The sequence below is a fragment of the Sinorhizobium sp. 8-89 genome (assembly GCF_030124325.1).
GTDB lineage: Bacteria > Pseudomonadota > Alphaproteobacteria > Rhizobiales > Rhizobiaceae > Sinorhizobium.
In genome coordinates, this window is the sequence record NZ_JASKLR010000005.1 from 16,525 (window position 1) to 33,529 (window position 17,005).

Annotated in this window: 14 protein-coding genes; 7 read left to right on the forward strand and 7 right to left on the reverse strand. The window is 61.3% G+C overall.

Features of this window, described 5'->3' with window-relative positions; genetic code table 11:
- Positions 1-37: 37 nt before the first annotated feature.
- From typA to QN219_RS12365, 3 genes are all read right to left on the reverse strand, one after another.
- Positions 38-1,864, reverse strand: a complete 1,827-nt coding sequence (gene typA / locus QN219_RS12355) for a translational GTPase TypA (RefSeq protein ID WP_283999980.1) — start codon at positions 1,862-1,864, stop codon at positions 38-40.
- A 136-nt stretch (positions 1,865-2,000) separates the two neighbouring features.
- Entirely contained in the window at positions 2,001-3,563 is a 1,563-nt protein-coding gene (locus tag QN219_RS12360) for an alkaline phosphatase (RefSeq protein WP_283999982.1), read from the reverse strand.
- A 302-nt stretch (positions 3,564-3,865) separates the two neighbouring features.
- Positions 3,866-4,087, reverse strand: a complete 222-nt coding sequence (locus QN219_RS12365; protein WP_283999983.1) for a KTSC domain-containing protein — start codon at positions 4,085-4,087, stop codon at positions 3,866-3,868.
- A 239-nt stretch (positions 4,088-4,326) separates the two neighbouring features.
- On the opposite strand from QN219_RS12365, the gene QN219_RS12370 reads away from it, so the two are divergent.
- Positions 4,327-5,634, forward strand: coding sequence for an amidase (locus QN219_RS12370; RefSeq protein WP_283999984.1), 1,308 nt, complete (start codon positions 4,327-4,329; stop codon positions 5,632-5,634).
- A 118-nt stretch (positions 5,635-5,752) separates the two neighbouring features.
- On the opposite strand, the gene QN219_RS12375 is transcribed toward QN219_RS12370, so the two are convergent.
- A complete protein-coding gene (locus tag QN219_RS12375) occupies positions 5,753-5,914 on the reverse strand; it encodes a hypothetical protein (RefSeq protein WP_283999985.1) in 162 nt (53 codons plus the stop codon).
- Between the two features lie 197 nt (positions 5,915-6,111).
- Here QN219_RS12375 and QN219_RS12380 point away from each other — a divergent pair, with 197 nt between their 5' ends.
- The 4 genes from QN219_RS12380 (at position 6,112) to QN219_RS12395 (ending at position 8,391) form a co-directional block, all read left to right on the forward strand.
- Entirely contained in the window at positions 6,112-6,621 is a 510-nt protein-coding gene (locus QN219_RS12380) for a hypothetical protein (RefSeq protein ID WP_283999986.1), read from the forward strand.
- 64 nt (positions 6,622-6,685) lie between these two features.
- Positions 6,686-7,468 (forward strand): DUF429 domain-containing protein, encoded by a 783-nt coding sequence (locus tag QN219_RS12385; RefSeq protein ID WP_284000285.1) that lies wholly within the window; start codon positions 6,686-6,688, stop codon positions 7,466-7,468.
- The gene (locus tag QN219_RS12390) at positions 7,443-7,823 is read left to right on the forward strand and encodes a hypothetical protein (protein ID WP_283999987.1); all 381 of its coding nucleotides are present in this window, start codon (positions 7,443-7,445) and stop codon (positions 7,821-7,823) included. Before QN219_RS12385 ends, QN219_RS12390 begins: the two co-directional genes overlap by 26 nt.
- Positions 7,824-8,166: 343 nt before the next feature.
- Positions 8,167-8,391: a hypothetical protein gene (locus tag QN219_RS12395; protein ID WP_405052132.1), complete on the forward strand. Its 225-nt coding sequence runs from the start codon at positions 8,167-8,169 to the stop codon at positions 8,389-8,391.
- Positions 8,392-9,816: 1,425 nt separating this feature from the next.
- On the opposite strand, the gene QN219_RS12400 is transcribed toward QN219_RS12395, so the two are convergent.
- Positions 9,817-10,611, reverse strand: a complete 795-nt coding sequence (locus tag QN219_RS12400; RefSeq protein ID WP_283999988.1) for a helicase — start codon at positions 10,609-10,611, stop codon at positions 9,817-9,819.
- A 55-nt stretch (positions 10,612-10,666) separates the two neighbouring features.
- On the reverse strand, positions 10,667-12,472 hold the full coding sequence (locus tag QN219_RS12405; protein WP_283999989.1) for a hypothetical protein: 1,806 nt from the start codon (positions 12,470-12,472) through the stop codon (positions 10,667-10,669).
- Between the two features lie 845 nt (positions 12,473-13,317).
- Here QN219_RS12405 and QN219_RS12410 point away from each other — a divergent pair.
- Both QN219_RS12410 and QN219_RS12415 read left to right on the forward strand, forming a co-directional pair.
- Complete coding sequence (locus QN219_RS12410) at positions 13,318-15,219, forward strand: potassium transporter Kup (protein WP_283999990.1); 1,902 nt, start codon at positions 13,318-13,320, stop codon at positions 15,217-15,219.
- A gap of 751 nt (positions 15,220-15,970) precedes the next feature.
- Positions 15,971-16,327: a hypothetical protein gene (locus QN219_RS12415; protein WP_283999991.1), complete on the forward strand. Its 357-nt coding sequence runs from the start codon at positions 15,971-15,973 to the stop codon at positions 16,325-16,327.
- Between the two features lie 301 nt (positions 16,328-16,628).
- Here the strand turns inward: QN219_RS12415 and QN219_RS12420 are convergent, their stop codons facing one another.
- The gene (locus tag QN219_RS12420; protein ID WP_283999993.1) at positions 16,629-16,856 is read right to left on the reverse strand and encodes a hypothetical protein; all 228 of its coding nucleotides are present in this window, start codon (positions 16,854-16,856) and stop codon (positions 16,629-16,631) included.
- Positions 16,857-17,005 lie beyond the last annotated feature (149 nt).

A 17,005-nucleotide genomic window follows, 5' to 3' on the forward strand; every position in this document is an offset into this window, starting at 1 on the left:
TCGCTCCGGGGTTCAAATTGCGTCAGTTTTTCGTGACTTATGCCGCGCCGGCGGTGCGGGCCTTTTCAAAGCGCTTGCGTTCATGCGGATCGAGATGGAGCTTCCTGAGCCGGATCGACTTCGGGGTCACTTCCACCAGTTCGTCGTCCTGGATCCACGAAAGCGCCCGTTCGAGCGTCATCTTGATCGGCGGCGTCAGGCGCACGGCCTCGTCCTTGCCGGCGGCGCGCATGTTGGTGAGCTTCTTGCCCTTCAGGACGTTGACCTCGAGGTCATTGTCGCGGGTGTGGATGCCGATGATCATGCCTTCGTAGACCTTCTCACCGGGTTCGATCACCATCGGGCCGCGGTCTTCGAGGTTGAAGAGCGCGTAGGCCACGGCTTCGCCCGCTTCGTTGGCGAGCAGCACGCCGTTGATGCGGCCGCCGATCTCGCCCTTGTAGGGCTGATAGTCGTGGAACAGGCGGTTCATGATTGCCGTTCCGCGCGTGTCGGTCAGGAGTTCCGACTGGTAGCCGATGAGGCCGCGGGTCGGGGCGAAAAAGACGAGACGGACGCGGTTGCCGCCCGATGGACGAAGCTCGACCATCTCGGCCTTGCGCTCCGACATCTTCTGCACGACGACGCCGGAATACTCCTCGTCGACGTCGATCACGACCTCTTCGACCGGCTCGAGCAGCTGACCGCTCTCGTCCTTATGCATGACGACGCGCGGACGCGAGACGGCAAGCTCGAAGCCTTCGCGGCGCATCGTTTCGATCAGCACTGCGAGTTGCAATTCGCCGCGACCGGAGACGAAGAAGGAGTCTTTCTCGGAGGATGCTTCGATCTTCAGCGCCACATTGCCTTCCGCTTCCTTGAACAGGCGGTCGCGGATGACGCGCGAGGTCACCTTGTCGCCCTCGGTGCCGGCAAGCGGCGAATCGTTGACGATGAAGGACATGGTCACGGTCGGCGGATCGATCGGCTGGGCTGTCAGTGCCTCGGCTACGGAAGGATCACAGAAGGTGTCGGCGACGGTGCCCTTGGTGAGCCCGGCGATCGCGACGATGTCCCCGGCATGGGCCTCTTCGATCGGCTGACGCTCAATGCCGCGGAAAGCGAGAATCTTCGAAATACGGCCAGATTCGAGCAGCTTGCCATCCTGCCCCAGCACCTTCACGGCCTGGTTCGGTTTGACGGAGCCGGAATATACGCGGCCGGTGATGATGCGGCCGAGGAAGGGGTTTGCCTCGAGGATCGTGCCGATCATGCGGAACGGCCCATCCGCCACCGTCGGCTCGGGAACATGCTTCAGAACCAGATCGAGCAGCGGTCCCATTCCCTGGTCTTTCGGACCTTCGGGGTTGACGTTCATCCAGCCGTCACGGCCAGAACCGTAGAGGATCGGGAAGTCGAGTTGCTCGTCGGTCGCATCGAGCGCGGCGAAGAGGTCGAAGACCTCGTTGATGACTTCCTCGTGGCGGCCGTCGGGCCGGTCGATCTTGTTGATCGCGACGATCGGCTTCAGGCCGACCTTCAGCGCCTTGCCGACCACGAACTTAGTCTGCGGCATCGGGCCTTCGGAGGCGTCGACGAGCACGATCGCGCCGTCCACCATCGACAGGATGCGCTCGACCTCGCCGCCGAAGTCGGCGTGGCCGGGGGTGTCGACGATATTGATACGCGTTCCCTTCCACTCGACCGAGGTCGCCTTGGCGAGAATGGTGATGCCGCGTTCCTTTTCCAGATCGTTGGAATCCATCACGCGTTCGGCAACGCGCTGGTTTTCGCGGAAGGAGCCTGATTGCTTCAGAAGTTCGTCAACGAGCGTGGTCTTCCCATGGTCGACGTGCGCGATGATCGCGATGTTACGAATGCTCATTTTTTGTCTCGGAAAGTTCGAGGGCACGCGCGACAAGGCGGGTACCGCTTTTTCAGTTGCCGCGCTCATACAGGTTTTTTTGCAGGAGTGAAAGGGGGCCGGGGCGCAGACCAGCCCTGCACAAAGCTCTGCGGGCTCACGCAGTGGCCGCCGGATCGAGCGTCACGCGCCAGAGTTCCTTGTCCTGCCGATCCATCAGCCGCACGGTCATCTGCTGCGTCCGGCCGCTGATGTCGACGATGCCGAAGAATTGCATGCCCGCGGACGGCGGCAGGTTGCTGTCGATGCCGCCGCCAGACGCCTTGATGAAGCGAACCTCCGGGCCGAAGGTCATGTCGAGCTCCTTCGGACCGTAGGTGCCGGAGTGCAAGGGACCGGATACGAATTCCCAGAAGGGCAGGAATTCCTTGAAGGCCGCACGGGACGGATCGTAGTGGTGCGCCGCCGTGTAATGCACGTCCGCGGTCAACCAGACGATGTTCTCGATCGCGTTGTCGCGGATGAACCGGAGCAGGTCGGCGAATTCCGTCTCCCTGCCCATCGGCGTGCCGCTGTCGCCATTGGCGATCGCATCCGACCCGCGCTTCTGCGAATAATCATCCCAGACGACAAGGCCGATCGGCATGTCACAGGCGATGACCTTCCAGGTGGCGCGAGATGCCGCGAGCTCCCGCTTCAGCCAGTCCGCCTGCCGCCAGCCGAAGAGGCCGGCATCGCCCTCCCCTTGGTTGGGACCGCGATAGGAGCGCAGATCGACGAAGAACACGTCCAACAGCGGCCCATAGGCGACCTTACGGAAGATGCGTCCGGGCTGCGTCGGGAGCGTGCGGATCGGTGTCATCTCGTGAAAGGCGCGCGCGGCCCGGGCCGCATAAACCGTCACGTCCTTCTCGGGGTAGCGCGGATCGTCGCGAAGGTCGGTCGACGCCGACCAGTTGTTGAGCACTTCGTGGTCGTCCCATTGATAGAAGGTCGGGCACACGGCGTTCAACCCGCGCACGTGTTCGTCGAGCAGGTTGTATTTCCACTGGCCGCGATATTCTTCCAGGGTGCGGGCGACGTCGCGCTTCTCGGGCGTCACGATCCGGTTCTTCCACATCCCGCCGTCCCGGAGCTTGATCTCATCCGGCATAGGATTGTCGGCATAGATCGTGTCGCCCGAATGGATGAGGAAATCCGGCTCGTGCAGACAGATGGTCGAATAGGTCTTCATCCCGACCTCGTCGATGCCCCAGCCCTGACCGGCCGTATCGCCGGACCAGACGAAACGCACCGACCGTTTGCGCAGGGGCGCCGTACGGAACCGCCCGACGACCGGCTCCGAAACACGATTGCCATCGTAGAGATCGGTTGCGGTGAAGCGGTAAAAGATGTCCTGGTCCGGCAGCAGGCTGTCGAGCCGGCATTTGACCGCGCAATCGCTCCGCGGCGTCGCATCGAGATCGGGAAGCCGGACGGCGTTCGAGAAGCTTTCCGTGGTCGAATACTCGACCGCCACGCGCGCCGGCCGATCGACGCGCGTCCAGATCATTCCCGACTGCGTATCGACGTCGCCGGACTGCACGCCGTGCAGGAATTCCGGACGCCCATAACCACGGGCGTAGAAGGGAGTGGCAAGGCCGGAAGAAGCGGCGAAACCGGCGGCGCCGGCGGAGAAGAGAAAAGAGCGCCTGGTCAGCGTGCTTCGAATGTCAGCCAAATATCCGCCTCCGATTCCGTGCTTCGCGAATCATCGAGTTTGCGAGGCGGACCTTTGGCGAGCCGCATGTCAGCGGCTTTACAGCGAGATGAAACTATTTGAACGGTTTGGCGACAGTTCTGTGAAGGAGCGGCGATGAGGCGAGCTACGGCTAAAGCCTCCGTCACCTTGGCGCTCGCCCCTTCGCACGCCCTCTTCGCCTTACTTGAATGTGCAGCGGTTCCGATTTTCGGGAAATCGCAGCCGGCCGCAGCGGGCACTGGAGGCAAGGGGCTGGGGATGCCGCCTCTCCTCATCCCGCTTCAATGCGTGAAATCGTAGTGATCCCGGACATGGTTGTTGAAGTAGCCGCCGGCGGAGTCTGCGTGCACAAGCTCCTCGTAAACACTCTCCGGGACATCGAGGTAATGGTAAGGCCTGCGATTGCCAACGAACCAAACGCTCAAGGTTCGAGGGCGTGCATCGTAATTGACGCGCTGGATTGCGGAAGAGTCCAGGATCGCGGACGATTTCAGCATTGGCATTGGCGCCTCCCGATCGAAATTCCAGCAGTCGCTGTTGGTTTTTCATTATATATCAAATGCCCGGACTTATAAACGACGGTCGGCCGCCCGGCGCCGCCATCCCCACCCGCTCGGCCGCGCGCGATGAGCCCGAACGGACGGCTGCAGCACTTTGAATTGCTGCACGATTTCGCCCATAAATCGGTTCCGATTTAAGGAATCATGCAGCAGCGGCTATCCCATTCACGAGGTCTTTCGCCTTGCCCCGATCGAATACCCCCTCTCGCGACCGGCTCGAAGCAATCCTTGCCCGCCTCGATGCACGCCGGGACGAAGAACGCGTCTTCATGAAACTCTATGCGGACGCCGCCCGCGCCGAAGCCGACGCCGCCGACCGAAGGCTCAGCGACGGGAAGAGCCTCGGCCCGCTCGACGGCCGCATTCTCTCGATCAAGGACCTGTTCGACATCGCTGGCGAGCCGACGCTTGCCGGCTCGATCGTCCGCCGCGCGGCAGTACCTGCCGCGGCTGACGCGGCGATCGTCCGACGTCTGCGCGCGGCCGGCGCCGTAATTCTCGGCAAGACACACATGACCGAATTCGCCTTCACGGCCGTCGGGCTCAATCCGCATTATCCCGTGCCCGGCAACGCAAGCGACCCGAGCCTCATTCCCGGAGGTTCATCGTCCGGTGCGGCCGTCTCGGTGGCCGAGGGCACGAGCGAGATCGCTATCGGTTCCGACACCGGCGGATCGGTGCGCATTCCGGCGGCTCTCAACGGCCTCGTCGGACTCAAGCCGACCGCCAGGCGCGTGCCACTCGACGGCGCCTTTCCGCTGTCGCCGAGCCTCGATTCGATCGGCCCGCTTGCCCTGACCGTCGCCGACTGCGCGCTTGCCGACGCGATCATGGCCGGCGAGACACCGAAGCCACTTGCGCCGCTGCCGCTCGACGGCCTGACGCTCGGCATTCCGAAGGGCGCGCTCCTCGAAAACCTGACGCCCGAGGTTGCGGAGGCCTTCGAGGGAAGCATGCAAATCCTCTCGTGTGCCGGCGTAACGCTCGTCGACTGCGTGATCGACGATCTCCTCGCCCGCTTTGCCGAGGCAACTTCAATCGGCTCGATCGCGGGGATAGAAGGCAGTCGGATCCACCGCGACTGGCTCAAGGACGAGGATGAGCGGGTCGATAGCCGGGTAAAAGCGACGCTTCGCCGCCGCCTGGCGGTGTCCGACGCAGCGCTCGAAAAGCTGCTGCGGACGCGGCAGGATCTCGTTCGCGCCATGGACGAGCGGCTGACGCCCTTCGACCTCGTCCTGCTGCCGACCACGCCGATTCCCGCCGTCGGCATCGCCTCGGTCGAGCAGGACAAAATGGAGTACCGTCGCGTCGAGGATCTGCTGTTGCGCAACACGCAAGTGGCCAACCAGTTCGATCTGCCGGCAATCACGCTGCCGATGGCAGGCACAAGCCTGCCGACGGGTTTGATGCTGGTAGGGCGGAGCGGGACGGACGGGATGCTCTTGGCCGCGAGCGTATCGGTCGAAGCGTTACTGCAAGTCGGCTGAATGGCGCGGCCTAGAACGCCGTGCGTTCAGATGAACGCACAAGGGCGCTCCAGCACTTTGATTCTAGAGCGTCTTATCCGCTTTGGGTGATTCCACCTGAAAGCGGGATGCTCTAGCCTCAATGCATCGTCTGCGACATCCAATCCTCATCGAGAATCCGAAATGCATCCTCGAGCGCAGCAACCAGAATATCGGTGAGTTCGTCGCCGTCATTGTTCATAAGGAACAGGGCCACGGTCGCATCCTCGGGGTCGCTATAGTGCTCAATATCGTTGGACATCGCATCGTCCTTTCTTCGCCGCGTTACATTCCGGCTGTTGAGGCGATAATTAGGCGCGCCGACTTGTGCAGAGCTTGAGGGAAATCGCCGGCCGCCGTCTTTCAACAGCGCGGCTGCAATCCCTGGGCAGCCTTTTCGCTCGCGCTTACCTTCCAGGCACGATAGAGGATCACCGAATTTCGATGACGGATGTGAGGATGGCGAAGAAGACGAAGCTGGACAATGCACACGATCTGCAGCGACTCAGGTCCGAGTTCCCTGACGTTCACGGCGCTTTTGTTGCCGGCAAGATCCCATCCTTGCGCAAGGCCCTCGCGATCGCCGGGATAAAACCGGAGCGCACCCGGCTGGACAAGCTCAAGAACTCCTGGAGGAAGGCGACTGGTACCGAGCGCGATGCCTTTCTGACCTGGCTCGCGGCTACGGGCGCCCCATCGGCAACGGCGGCACCAGCCTTAATCCCCACGCCGTCTGCGCGTGCAGCAGAGGCTCCTATCGCAAGCGGCCGCTATCTGCTCCCCTCCACAATCGCCGAGATCGAAGCGATCATGTTCCGACGCCGATTGAAGCCGGACGACGTGATGCACGAAATCGGGTTCCCACCCCACGACCACTCCCTGGCCCATGCGCTTGCCCGTGGCGCAAGCCTCAGATTGACGATGATCGCGGCGCTGGAGACATGGCTGCGCACGAACGCGCGAGGGTAAGGACTGCAGGCTTGAGGAAGGAGCGGCTTTCTCGTCGGAGGGTTGGGAGCTGACCGTGAAAGAAATGAGCTTCGAAAACCTGCTCGGCATTGACGTCGGATACTCGCTGTCGCGACCGACCACCGGGATCGCGTGGAGCGTCGGCGAGGATCTCGGTTCTGCGAGGACGTACACCGACTGGGACCGCCGAAAGCGTCACATTCCCGCGTCGACGACATTCGCCGTTATCGCGATCGACGGACCCTTGACGCCGCCCGACGCTCCCGATGACCTCGACCGCTTGTGCGAGCGGCTCTTTATCCGCGGCGCATTCCATGCGCGTTGCAAGCCGGGACTCAGCCATCACGGCTATGGTCGAAACCTGCGAAAAGCTGCCGCAGAGACGGCGGCGCAGATCAGGCACCTTGCGGCTGCGCGCATGATCGGCAAATCCGTCGTTCCCGGCACCGCGATCATCGAGGCTTTCCCCAACGCCTTTCTCGGCGTTCTTCTCGAGGATCAGCGTTTTGCCATGTCCAGGGCGGCGAAGCGCAAGAAATTCGACTGGTTGTACGACCACGCCGTCGAAAGCGGCGTGCTCCAAAACCTCCTTCGGTCCATCGGTTGGAGCAACGAGGTTCTGCTTCGGAAGGTCACAGCCGAGCGGGATCACGAAAAGCGCGCAGCGTGGATCTGCCTTCTGACGTCGGCATGCGCCTACGTCGGCAAGTCGGAAGTCGTTGGGGATGAGAAAGGAGGCTGGTTCTGGCTACCGCCTTCCGAACTCTGGGCGTGTTGGGCAAGGCAGGCTTTGGCGGAGAATAGGGCGGCGATGCCGGCGAGTGGCGCGATCGCTGGCGAGGTGTGATTTACTGGCGGAGAGGGGTCGGACTGACACCGATCTGTCCGCCGTCAGCCGGCAGCAGCTCGTCGTCCTCGCCCGTCATCTGAACGCGTTGCCGCGCAAGTGCCCGGCTATCGCACTCCCGCCCATGGCGCATTTGCGCGAACGTAGGCAATGCCCGACTCTTTACACGTCAGCATTGCGCCCGGACTGGATTCCAGAACTGAAACAAAACTACGATCATCGTCGGCAACTCTACCGAAGGCAGGCCGGTTCGCGAGATTGGAAACGCAGCGATGCCGTCCCCGCTTTCATGAACCTGTTCATCGAAACCGGCGGTACTCCCGGCATCCAGTTCTCCTACGACCGTAGCGAATAGGATCTAACGAAGAACCGGCGGCAACCGGCAGTGGCTGATTGCCGCCGGTTGAAGCGGCAGTTGGCACTGCATTTTTCCAGCAGGAGGTAACGTCGAGCGGCGCGAAGCCGTTCACTGATGAACTGCGGTCAGCTACAGGTGCCGCCCCACTGGCCAAAGGCCCCTCCGCGCTTGCTGCATGCACGCCGGCGGCGGTTTCAACTTCTGATCTGCGACGAAGTCCAATCGGGGCTCGATGCCTCGGTGCAGGCCAGGACCACCGAACTGCTGAAGTCCTATGCTTCCGGATATATGGCAACATATTATCCCGTGCTGTAGAATGCTCCAGCAAGAGGAGAGCGCTATGGATCAGGAAAAATCAGATCTACAGATCTCGCGGAGCGATGAAGATCGGCGTGAGTTTCTGAAAAGTTGCGGGCGCTTCGCAGCGGTAACTCCTCCGCTGGTGACGATGCTACTCTCAACCAGTCTCACATCCGATGCGATCGCAAAATCCGGCGGTGGCGGTGGCGGGTCCAAAAAAGGCGCTGGAAAGGGTGGAAAAGGGAAATCAAAGTCCCGACCGTAAAAATTATGGCATATTGATTCAATCAAGCGAGCTAGATGCGAGCTTTCAACAGGTTGCCCGTCCGGTCTCACCCGGAAGGCTGAGGTTGTCGAAGCTTCAGTGATTCTTTGAGGATGGAGCCCTAATTGCGCACGCGGTGGCCGAAGGACTGCGGCCGACGACCGTCGCCGCGGTTTTCGGGGTCTGTGTTAAGACGTCCATAAAATGGCGGAACGCTATCGACGGGAGGGCGAGACCGCCCTCAAGGAACCGCAGCTCCCGGCCAACCAGCCGTAATCGATGACGACGGTGGCAGCCTCGCTTCGCGATGCTCGCGCGCGAGGGTGAGCCCCTTGGGACCTTAGTCCGATATGGCATCGCCAGAGGTCTTAGACCCGTTGCGGAATGTTCCTGGCGACACATATCCGCGGTTGGGCGCCAGCGGCGGCTTCTCCAACGCCGCCGTCAAGCTCGCTGGGGTCCCAGAGCGATGGCAACAGTCCCTTCTGGCGTTCTGGGACCTTCTTTCCTTGCCCAAAGACCAATCGACAGAAGCCTCAACCGGCGCGTTCTGGTCCAACCACGCTCCCCACGACATCATGGATGTCAGAACTGACGGTAGAACCAACACAAGCGGGACCCGCGCAAAGGCACAGGCCCCACTCTAAATTTTTGCTGAAATGATTAGGTTCTTGTGAGTGCCCGCCGCAGCGAACCCCTAGAGAGCTAGGGGGGCGTTAACCTTGATCCATGGGACCTTAGTCCGATTTGATCCGCCAAAAGTCCTAGCCACTTGCCGAATGCTTTGACCCGGCCGAACCTTTCCGACTTTGGTCCGATTTCCAGAGGCTAATGTAGGGCCAAAGGTCCGATGCGCCGCGCCGCCAGTCGCGGTATCTTTCTGGTTATGGCTCCTGCTATCCATGGCGGCCAATTCGACGGAATCGTCAGTGGCAACCGTCGTGGGCCATGAGGTCCCAGAGCGACGTCCCAATGCCCCCAATACCGCCCGCTCTGGGGCCTGCCCCATTTCACTTCCGCTGCAGACACTCCCCTTTCCCACGATTCGGGCCGACTTCGCGGATCGCCCCGAGCGCCTGATCGGAACGGATACCGGAGCAGGCGGGAAACCGCCGGGTTGATGCGTTTGTAGCCTCGGCCGAGACAATGCGTGGTGTCATTTCACGCGTTTGGCTGTATGTCCCCACCGTAGACGCCGCTCGCCTTGGCCATCAATGGAGACGGGCGACTATGTTGACCCCGCGATAGAAGTCAGCGCCTTCGATGATCACCTCGCTTCCGGTGCCGCACGCCCCCCGGGTCACGGTCGTCGGCCAGACGCTCCGCGGCGGTGAAGCGCAACGACCACCGCACGTATCTCGCCACAGGATTTTTTCTGAACGCTGCCAGGAGACTGCTTCCTGCACAGTAAGGCCGAGGCCTCGTCTAAATCACCGCGATAACTCTGCCGGAGGAATCGAGGCGACAGCTGATTCGCGCCTGACGGACCTCGACGTTGTTCGGACCGGCATAGTCTATGCGAACCGTCAGCGGGGCGGTCAGACCGCCGCCGCGATCCCGGTGCAAGGGGCCGGCGCTTGCCGCCCGCACCCGCACGGCTCCAAGGGGGGAGGCCGCCGACGCGATCGCGTGAAGACAGATGCGAGCCACGGTGCCCCGGGTAGCCGGAATCGCTGCTGCTGGCGCTGGCACCCGTAACAGGTAACCCCATTCGCCTCGCTCGTTGACGGCGCGCTTCTGTTTTAACGGCAAAAGCATGCGAGGCAGGACAGCGGATTGCCGTGTCGCGGTCGCGGGAGCAACGCCAGCTTTCGTGTTAACCGAATTGCCTGAAGCATTCGTCGGATTGTTATCCAATATCGCTCCCCTCGCCGACCTGCCCCCCAGATCGAAACCTTTAGCCGCACCACCTGAGGCACCTCCCTGACTGGCGCCCTTTCCGCCACCTCTCGATGACCCGACACCCGAATGGGAGCCTTTCGATATGCCGCCACTCTTCCCGCCGGCCTTGCTGCGGGACCCACTGCTTGATCCCGCATTCTTGCCGACCGAGGCTCCCACCTTTGCTCCGCCCGCACTAATCCCCACCGAGACGCCATTCTTGCCGACGCTTACACTGGCGCCGAGCCCGACACCGCCGGCCGAGACGCCGAGGCCGAGACCCCAGGCGGGCCCGATCGCAACTGCGATCAACAAGGTAGCAGCGAGGTACTTGCGCATCGCGATTTTCCTCATCTTCGGCAAATCCACCCTCGAAAACCGCCTTCCAGTTGGTTTACCAAAGGCCATTCACGAGCCGCTCTTTGGGGAGCAGTGCGTTGGGGAGCACGATCGTCAGAGGTCGAGCGGATGGCGTCGGCTTGCGCACCTTCACCCGGCGGACTTCCCGCAACGCTGGTTCACGGGCCGATCGAGCGCTCGTCCTTACAGAGTGCTTCCTTGCACGTTCACTTGCGCGACCGCTGGCCCGCGACTTTGCTACCTGTTCGACATCCAAAATGCGGCGCTCCGTTCGGGCGTTCGGGCCGTCATTTTCCTTAGAGGCCCCAAGTTTTCGGCCGTTGACCCGCTCGCGCTCGTCTCCGAGCGCCTTGCGCTGCGCCGCTGAGACCCGACTCAATTCTTCCTTTGCCGTGTCGCGTTCCTGACGGGCAGTGTCCAGATCGCGCGCGAGCGATCTTCCCTTCTCACGCTCCAACACGAGCGCTGCACCAGCCTGCTTTGCCGCCGCCTCGGCAAACTTCCGGGCCTCGACGGCGGCATCCCGCTCTGCCGCGCCCCGATCGACGAGAGCCTTCAGCGAAGCGGTCGACTGGCGGGTCAAGGCAATATCGTGCTCATAGGCTTCAAGCTTGTGCCGCTCGTCGTCAAGCGCTCGCCTCGCGGCGGCCAAAGATGCCTCCGCGACGTGTCGCGCTCTGAGCGCGGCGGCCTTTGATCGGATTGCCCCAGCGGCTTTGGCCCGTAAATCCTGCATCTCGTGCAGCGCCGCCACCAGATCGTCTGAGAGCCCCTCCGCTCGTTGGCGCTGTTCTTCAGCGGCTTGACGGTCTTCGGCCGCCCGGTCGGCCGCTCTTTGTGCCTGAGCGTCAGCGGCGGCGGCGGCGCGCCGTGTTGCATCAAGCTCGCTTCTGGCCGCCATCAGATCGTGTGAGAGCCTCTCGGCTCGTCGGCGCTGTTCTTCAGCGGCTTGACGGTCTTCGGCCGCCCTGTCGGCCGCTCTTTGTGCCTGAGCGTCAGCGGCGGCGGCGCGCCGTATTGCGTCAAGCTCGCTTCTGGCCTTGGTCAGATTGTGTGAGAGCCCCTCGGCTCGTTGGCGCTGTTCTTCAGCGGCTTGACCGTCTGCGGCCGCCCTGTCGGCCGCTCTTTGTGCCTGAGCGTCAGCGGCGGCGGCGGCGCGCCGTAGTACATCAAGCTCGCTTCTGGCCGCCGCCAGGTCCCGGCGGAGAATTTCCTCACGCTCACCACGAGCCGTTGGCGCAGCGCCCTTTATGGCGGCGACTTCCTTGCGCGCGGCGAGCAGCTCTTGCTCCAATGCGTCATTCTTAGCACGTTCGCTCTCGGCCACCTCATGAGCCTTGTTGACCGCTGCTTCCGCAGCCTCCCTCGCTCGCACCGCCGCGTTCGCTGACTGCTCGAGTTGAACGCTCATAGCTTTGAGATCGGCCCAGGCGGCACTGAGTTCCTGCGTCAAGGTGGCAACCAGTTGACGCTCCACAGCGAGGCCTTGTTTGTGCAGGAACGCGTCTTTCTCGTCGGCCCGACGGGCAGCTCGCGCTTCTCCACGAACCGTTTCGAGCTCCGCGCGAGCGGCCGCCAGATCGCGAAGTAAAGCTTTGACCCTTGAGCGCTCTTGCGCGAGAGCTTGCGATAGTTCCGTCGCCGAAGGCTCCTCGATGCGCGGTTGCTCCCCCGTCGGGCGCCGCCCGATAGCTGTGGCGGCGCGCGATGACGGTCCTTCAGGCGCCGGCGTTCGTCGCAGTACCGTCGTGGCCGGAGTTCCCTGGCTGCCGCGTTTGGCGTGCAAGCGGTTGGCAATCGGTTCCGTCAGTTCACTCGCACGCAGACCGACGGCTGGCATCCCGACCGTGTCTTGCAGGGATAGCCTGTCGTCAGTCGCTCTTGCGGGCGATCCAAGCAGCACAATAAGGCAGAACGGGATGAGGCTCAGGGCGGCACCAACCGGCACCTGCCGGGCCCGAGGCCTTGGAATTCCCAAGGTTCGGCTCCTACAAAGGAATGCACGGCGGTCGCACGCGGCCTTGGATCTCTGAACAAGATCCATTTCTGATCCTTCCGTCCATGCGCGACTGGCACGAAGCTCATGCGCACGGCACTGATGATCCGCAAACACCTTGCTTAGGGTAGCAAAGCCAGTTGACAGCAGCGAGCTTCAAAAAGGGATTAGGGCATCCCCCAAATTCATTAATTCGGCCTCGTGACCTAGCTCAGGATAGTTCCTTTGGCTTAGGCGGCTTGCCCTTTTCCGCGCAAGCTTCGCGAGCTTAGGGATGCGAATGTGGGATCCTGCCCAATTCCAGTTGGGAGAACCGGCACACATTAGTCGGGAGTCTCGCTTCTGGGATTGGTGGAGCGCAAGGTTTGAAGGGCATCCCATTCTTCTGCGATTAGCCAACTGCATGCCGCTCTTTGCCCTAAGGGCATTTCATCGACACACGAAGCTGCCACGCCGCCCAGGACTGGCGGCAATGTCCTCGTCGATCATGGAATGCTTGTTCTTGCATGAGACGCAGTCGACGGTTATACGCCGTTTTCACCAGAAGGGGTGAGCGTTCCGGTGTTCTTTAAGCAGGAACAAATAAGAACGCGGTTCAGTTAGTTCGGTGGCTCGACTCTCGAACGGGCGGCGGTATCTGCGCCGTCGGCTGCATCAGCAGGTCGCCCAATCAACGCTGGGAGAACACATTGGCCGACTCCCTCGACCACGTACCAGCACAAACGAACAATCTGCCGCGGTTTCTGGCGCTGACCGTTGGGGCAATCGGCGTGGTCTACGGTGATATCGGGACCAGTCCTCTCTACGCCTTCCGTGAGGCACTGCGTCCATTTGGACCAGGTGGGGTCGGGCGAGACGAGGTCATCGGTCTCGTCTCGCTCGTGATCTGGACGCTGACAGCCATCGTTACCATTAAGTACGTGCTCTTTCTGCTTCGTGCCGATAACGATGGTGAGGGAGGCACCTTGTCCCTGCTCGCCCTGTTGATGAAGAGGGGAACCAAGTATCCTATCCTGATGTTTTTTGCCGGCATTCTCGGTGCCGCCCTGTTCGTCGGTGACGCGATGATCACGCCGGCGCTGTCGGTGCTCTCGGCCGTCGAGGGATTGAAGCTCGTGACGCCGGCGCTTCACGATTATGTCCTTCCGATCTCCGTCGCGATAATCGTGTTGCTTTTTGCCGTGCAATCCCGTGGCACCGGGGCCGTCTCGATATTCTTTGGCCCAATCACTCTAATTTGGTTTCTCGTCATGGCCGCTGCCGGCGTCGCGCATATCGGCGACGATTTGGCGATTCTTTCAGCATTCAACCCGCTCAATGCGGTTGCCTTCTTATGGAATGCCGGTCTCGTAGGTTTTATCGTGCTCGGCGCCATCTTCCTCACAGTGACCGGAGCCGAGGCGCTTTATGCCGATCTAGGCCATTTCGGGCGCCTCCCCATCCAGACGGCTTGGTTTGCCGTCGTGTTTCCGGCTCTTGCGCTGAACTACCTCGGACAGGGCGCGCTAGTGTTGTCCCATCCCGACGCCCTCTCCAACCCGTTTTTCTTAATGTTCCCGAACTGGGCCCTGTTGCCGATGGTGATCCTTGCCACTGCCGCAACGATCATCGCCAGCCAGTCCGTGATCACCGGAGCGTTCTCGCTCATAAGGCAAGCGATCCACCTCGGCTTCCTGCCAAGGTTCGAGATCTGCTACACCTCGGAAACGCAGACAGGTCAGATCTACCTGCCCTTGGTCAACAGCATTCTGCTGATTGGCGTGCTCGCCCTCATGCTGTTGTTCGGTAGTTCCGAAGCCCTTGCCCCCGCATACGGCGTATCAATCACCGGCGCGATGGTGATTGATACTATCCTCGCCTTCGAATTCGTCCGCCGCCAATGGGCCTGGCCCACGTTGACGGCAATAGCCGTCCTGCTTCCATTGTTCAGCCTAGAACTGGTCTTTCTTGGCGCCAACCTGTTCAAGGTTCACCATGGGGGTTACGTGCCAATCCTCATCGCCGGCACCTTGATTACGATGATGTGGACCTGGCGCAAGGGTGTCAGACTGCTGCGCGAAAAGACGGCCCGCCAGGACATTCCGCTCAGCCAGTTCATAGCCATGGTCGAACGAAAGTCTGAGCATGCTCCTGTCGACGTGCCCGGAACAGCGATCTTCCTGACGGCCACGCCCGACACGACTCCGGCTGTTCTGTTGCACAACATCAAGCACAATCACGTGCTGCACCAGCACAATGTCATCCTGACCATCAAAACCGCCAGGATCCCGTACGTGCCTGAGAAGGACCGCTACACAATTACAAAGCTCACGGACCGGTTCAGCCTACTGGAGCTGAGATTCGGCTTCATGGACGATCAGAATGTCTCAAGGGCCCTGGCGCGCTGCCGAAAGGAAGGGCTCAAGTTCGAGATCATGTCGACATCCTTCTATCTCGGCCGGCGCAAGCTGATAGCAGACTCCCAATCAGGACTGCCGCAGTGGCAGGACAAGCTCTTCATCGTCATGGCCGACTCGGCGATTGATCCAACCGAGTACTTCCATCTGCCTCCAAATCGTGTCGTCGAGTTGGGAGAGCAAGTCATCATCTAGACCAGGCGGCGGGGAGGTCCCGGCACAGACGGTCGATGACAGCGACGGCGCCCCAACGCGTGTCGAACATGGATCGGCCCTTGTCGTCGAGCACAACTGCCTCGCCATCGAGGATGGCTGTTTTACGGCAAGCGCGCATCGTCGGCGATCGAAGGGAAGCGGTCGGTCCAGTCGCAGCCGCCGCGCGTGATAATCCGGACCGGTCGAGGCTCGATGTGACTGCCGCACATGTCGGAAGTATAGGCGGCAACAAGAAGCGAGAAGTTCGGGTCGCATATTCACGCCTGCCCGTTGCATTTTTGCAGTCGACCGCATCGAAAGACCACGCTTGGTCGCTGTCATCGGTAGATACGCCCTGCAGTAGGAGATCAATTCTCCCTGAGGCGACCAGTTCAGTACAGGTCAGATCAGCGGAAGAACGTTTAACACCAAGCAACCTGCGCGCTTCGAAGAAGCGGTGGCTAATAAACCAAGCGGCAGAGTCATCAGACGGACTAGGCCAACCGGGTGACCCTCTCCGGAAGAGGTATCGGCCAACAGGCCGAATGGATCAAAAGGTTTAATGTAGTCTATATCAGCGCACAGCGCGGTGGAAAACGAAAGCACCCGGGCCGACCTGTGATGCCGCACTTGGCGTCTGCGCAACCCCACCAATGAAGGATCGAACAGCGGAGGATCTTCTCGCCCGCTTCGTTCTTCGCGCGCGCCGTACCAGATGACGAGAAGTGACTGCGATGTTGGAGCGCAAGCGATGAGCTTAGTCGAATGGTTGTTTGGTAAGCCGGAGGTTTCCAGGAACGTGACGGCTCTGCAGGGCAGGCCGGTTCTCACCGGCGCCACGATCAAGACGGTTCCACGGGTGATCACGGTCGAGCCGAAGGAGACAGAGCCGGATATCAAGGAGGACTGGGACAAGCTTCTGTTGGGGCAGACGCTCATCGACACTCTCGTCCCCTACGCGAGGAACCCGGCCCCCTTCTCCACCCATGAATTGCGGTATTTCACCAACCAGTGGATTGCCGCCATGTCGGGGGATGACCGAAGGGTCCTGTCCGAAATCCTCATGCGCAACAGGGGCAAACGCGACTTCAACAGGAGGAACAGATGATCGGATACGGGAAGACAACGAAATACAAGTTGGCCGACCTGCACGGAGTAATCCGCTCTGTGCTTCCTCTCCGTTGCGCAAGCAGTTTCTGACCCTGACGTGTGATCGAGTGCAGTCTTCTGTTCTTCGCCGATGAGGGCCTTGTGGTGGCCTCGACGCAACCTAGCTCCGCTACCACTTGCTGGGCTCGACCCGCGCCCGCGGTAGCGGCCTCATGGTCTCGTGGCGAACTCGCGCCGCTCAGGCGATGAAATCCCAGGAGGTGGGCCAGCAAGATAGCGCTGATCCTCGGCAATTTCTCCTAACCTTTCGGAGCAAGGCTTGTTCGCAAGCCAGCGTCGGCAAAGCGGTTCAATTGTGTCTGAGTTGCCTCCTCGGTATAAAGAACGTGAACAGCGCGACCGCTGGCCGTCAGCTTTTCAGCCTCCTTGAAGGCTTCTTCGAAACTGACGGGAATTGCATCGGCGGGGGTGGAGGGATCGTCCTGCTCTAATACGTAAAATCTGGCGTTTCGGATATCAGTGGTCATCGGCGCTCTCCTTTCGCGCAACAATAGCTGGCAAGCGCGATGGTTCCGGATGATCGGGATTTACCCGACACTGCACCACCGACGACAGCCAGAGGCGCGCGCCGGTTCGGCTGTCGCTTTACAGCCGCTACGTGTTCAACATTCATCGA